Below are 3,301 nucleotides of genomic sequence, written 5' to 3' on the forward strand. Positions count from 1 at the left end.
TGGTAACGAACAGCAGGCAGGTCGACAGGCTGCCCCAGGCGATCATCATCAGTGCGATCCAGCGGCGCGGGCCGAAGCGGTTGAGCGCCAGGTTGCTGGGCAGGCCGCAGAGCACGTAGCCGATGAAGAAGATCCCGGCACCCAGGCCGTAGATGGTTTCACTGAACTTGAGGGCGTCGAGCATCTGCAGCTTGGCGAAGCCGACGTTGACGCGGTCCAGGTAGTTGAACAGGTAGCAGATGAAGATGAACGGAATCAGCCGCAGGGTGATGCGCCGGTACAGCGCGTCGCGGGTGATGTCGCGCCCTTGGTCGGGGGCAGGGCTGTGTGCCATGATTCACTCTCTTTTGTTATGGGGGTACCGCAGAGCCTGCTGGAGGCTGCCTGGGGAGTCTCGGCGAGCTGGCTGCCCCTGTCTTTGTGCTTTCGCACAACCTGCGCCATGGCTCGCTGTGCTGGGGAACAACCTCAACCCTGCAAGGATTCCTGCATGTTCGAACTGGACCATGACCTGGCACAGGACATCGTCGATCGGGCGATGGCCATTCTGCCCTATAACGTCAACGTCATGGACAGCCAAGGCCTGATTCTGGGTAGCGGCGAGCCCGAACGCATTAATACCCGGCACGAGGGCGCCCAGCTGGTGCTGGCGAACGGGCGTATCGTCGAGCTCGACACCGAGGCGGCGCGATGCCTCAAAGGTGTCCAGCCGGGCATCAACCTGCCGCTGTTTCTCGATGGCCGGCTGATCGGTGTCCTCGGCCTGACGGGCGAGCCGCAGCAGTTGCGCACGTACGCCGAGCTCGTGCGCATGACCGCCGAGATGCTGCTTGCCCAGCGCCATTTGCAGGTGGAACAGCAATGGCGGCGCCAGCGCTGTGATGACTTGCTGGCCTTGCTCCTCGGTGCCAGCGGGGACTCGCCACGGCTGGTCGACGAGGCTCAGCAACTGGGGCTCAAGCCGCAGTTGCCGCGCATACCCTACCTGTTCGAACTGGATGCCGGGCCGGAGGCGCAGGCATTGGCGTGCTGGCTGATGAGTCGCTATCCCGACAGCTGGTGCGTGAGCCCGGCGCGCCAGTCGCTGCTGTGGTGCCGGCCGGCGGGCGTGGCGCTGGATGAAACGCGCCTGCTCGAACGTCTGCAGCGTCATGGCTGGCAGGTGCAGCGGCTGGCCATTGGCAGCGTCGCGCAAAGCCTTGAGCAATTGCGTCGTGGCTACCGTCGGGTACGGGATCTGCTGGCGTATGGACGTGACGTGCTGCCGGGCGAGCGGTTGCTGAGCCTGACGCGCTACCGGCTGCCGGCGATGCTCTGGCGCCACCGCAGTGATGATGCGCTGGACGAATTGCTCGAGCCGTTGCACCGCCTTCGCGCCAAGGACAGCAGTGGACAGTTGTTGCCAACCCTGCGCGCCTGGTGCGCCCATGACGGCCAGAGCCAGGCCTGCGCCGACGCGCTGGGTATCCACCGCAACAGCCTGCGGTACCGGCTGGAGCGGGTGGCCGAGCTGGCCGAAGTGGACCCGTTGCGGATGGAAGGGATGCTGAGCCTGTACCTGGGGCTGCAGCTCCTCCCCGTCGACTGAGACCTCGCATGCCCTGCCGTCGGGGAAGGCATTTGCCCAAACAACCGTGCCCACCGGTTGTGCATGTGACAGAAGCTCCAACCCGCGCCAGGTGGCAGCATGCCTGATACCCGGACCAGGAGAACTACAATGAAAATCGTCATCGCCCCCGATTCGTTCAAGGACAGCCTCGACGCCGCGGGTGTCGCCCGTGCCATCGCCGAGGGCCTGGCCGGCGTACTGCCGCGGGCCGAGTTGATCGAGTGCCCGATGGCCGATGGCGGCGAAGGCACGATGGACGCGATCCTGGCGGCGAGTGCGGGCGAGCTGCGTCGCGAGACCGTGCGCGGGCCTCTGGGCGAGCCGGTGGAAGCGGGTTGGGGCTGGCTCCCCGAGAGCCACACGGCGATCATCGAAATGGCTCAGGCCAGCGGACTGCAGTTGCTTGCCACCGCCCAACGTGATGCCTGCCGCAGCAGCACCTGGGGCACCGGGCAATTGATCGCCGCGGCGCTGGACGCCGGCGCGCGGCGTATCGTCCTGGCGATCGGCGGCAGCGCCACCAACGATGGCGGTAGCGGCATGCTGCGCGCCCTCGGGCTGCGTGTGCTGGACGCTGATGGCCAGGCGCTGGAGGAGGGTGGCCTGGCCTTGTCGCGGCTGGCGGCCCTGGACGCGAGCGGGCTCGACGCTCGCCTGGCCAAGGTGCAGGTCGAGGTCGCGGCGGATGTCGACAACCCCCTGTGCGGCCCCAATGGCGCCTCGGCCATCTTCGGTCCGCAGAAGGGTGCGAACCCAGAGCAGGTCGCCGCCCTGGACCAGGCGCTGGGCCACTTCGCCGACCACAGCGCCCAGGCACTCGGCGAGGATGTGCGTGAGTTCCCGGGATGCGGCGCGGCCGGTGGCATGGGCTTCGCGGCCCGTGCCTTCATGGGCGCGCAATTCCGTCCGGGCGTCGAGGTGGTTGCCGAGTTGGCGGGGCTTGACGCGCTGGTCCAGGGCGCTGACCTGGTCATTACCGGCGAAGGGCGGTTCGACGCGCAGACCTTGCGTGGCAAGACGCCTTTTGGCGTGGCCAGGGTCGCCAGGCGCCACGGCGCGCCGGTGGTGGTGATCGCGGGTACGTTGGGCGCCGGATACGAAGCCCTGTACGAACACGGCATCGACGCAGCCTTTGCCCTGGCGAGCGGGCCGATGACCCTGGAACAGGCCTGTACCGATGCCCCCGCGTTGCTCAAGGCGCGGGCCGGTGACATCGCTCGCCTCTGGTGCCGCGCCCGCAGCGGCCGGTAGCGCGCTATTCGATCCGGGTGAGCACGTCCTGCCCCGCGCCAGGCGGCAGGACCGCGAGATCCCCGAAGCTCTGCGCCGCATCGATGTAGCGCAGCGCCGACTTCGCATCCTTCCACCCCACATAGCTCATCAACGCCTTGAGCTCCCACCCGTTGGCCGTCGCCCAGGTCGCAAAACCCCGGCGCAGCGAGTGCCCGGTGTACAGCGCCGCAGGCACGCCTGCACGTTCGAGCATGCGGCGTAGCAGGCCGATCAGGCTGTTGCTGTTGAGCGCGTCGATGCCAAGGTTGCCCCAGCGATCCAGCTTGCGGAACACCGGGCCCTGGGCGATGCCCGCCACCTCTATCCACTCCATGTACGCGCGCACCGGGCACAGTGCCTTGAGCGCCGGCGCGCGATGCTGCACGCCCTGCGCCTGGCGGTCGCCCTTGCTCATGGGCA

Annotated in this window: 4 protein-coding genes; 2 read left to right on the top strand and 2 right to left on the bottom strand. The window is 67.7% G+C overall.

What is annotated here, in order from left to right; genetic code table 11:
- A partial coding sequence (locus tag VJS90_RS01285) for an MFS transporter (RefSeq protein ID WP_324118274.1) occupies nt 1-334 on the bottom strand: 334 nt, incomplete at its 3' end.
- A 156-nt stretch (nt 335-490) separates the two neighbouring features.
- Between VJS90_RS01285 and VJS90_RS01290 the strand changes: the two genes are divergently transcribed.
- Both VJS90_RS01290 and VJS90_RS01295 read left to right on the top strand, forming a co-directional pair.
- On the top strand, nt 491-1,588 hold the full coding sequence (locus VJS90_RS01290; protein WP_324118277.1) for a sugar diacid recognition domain-containing protein: 1,098 nt from the start codon (nt 491-493) through the stop codon (nt 1,586-1,588).
- A gap of 129 nt (nt 1,589-1,717) precedes the next feature.
- The gene (locus tag VJS90_RS01295; RefSeq protein WP_324118279.1) at nt 1,718-2,860 is read left to right on the top strand and encodes a glycerate kinase; all 1,143 of its coding nucleotides are present in this window, start codon (nt 1,718-1,720) and stop codon (nt 2,858-2,860) included.
- A 4-nt stretch (nt 2,861-2,864) separates the two neighbouring features.
- On the opposite strand, the gene VJS90_RS01300 is transcribed toward VJS90_RS01295, so the two are convergent.
- Nucleotides 2,865-3,301: tyrosine-type recombinase/integrase (locus tag VJS90_RS01300; protein WP_324118281.1), on the bottom strand; the 437-nt coding region annotated here is incomplete at its 5' end.

The sequence above is a fragment of the Pseudomonas sp. genome, assembly GCF_035277045.1.
In the GTDB taxonomy this organism is placed as follows: Bacteria; Pseudomonadota; Gammaproteobacteria; order Pseudomonadales; family Pseudomonadaceae; genus Aquipseudomonas.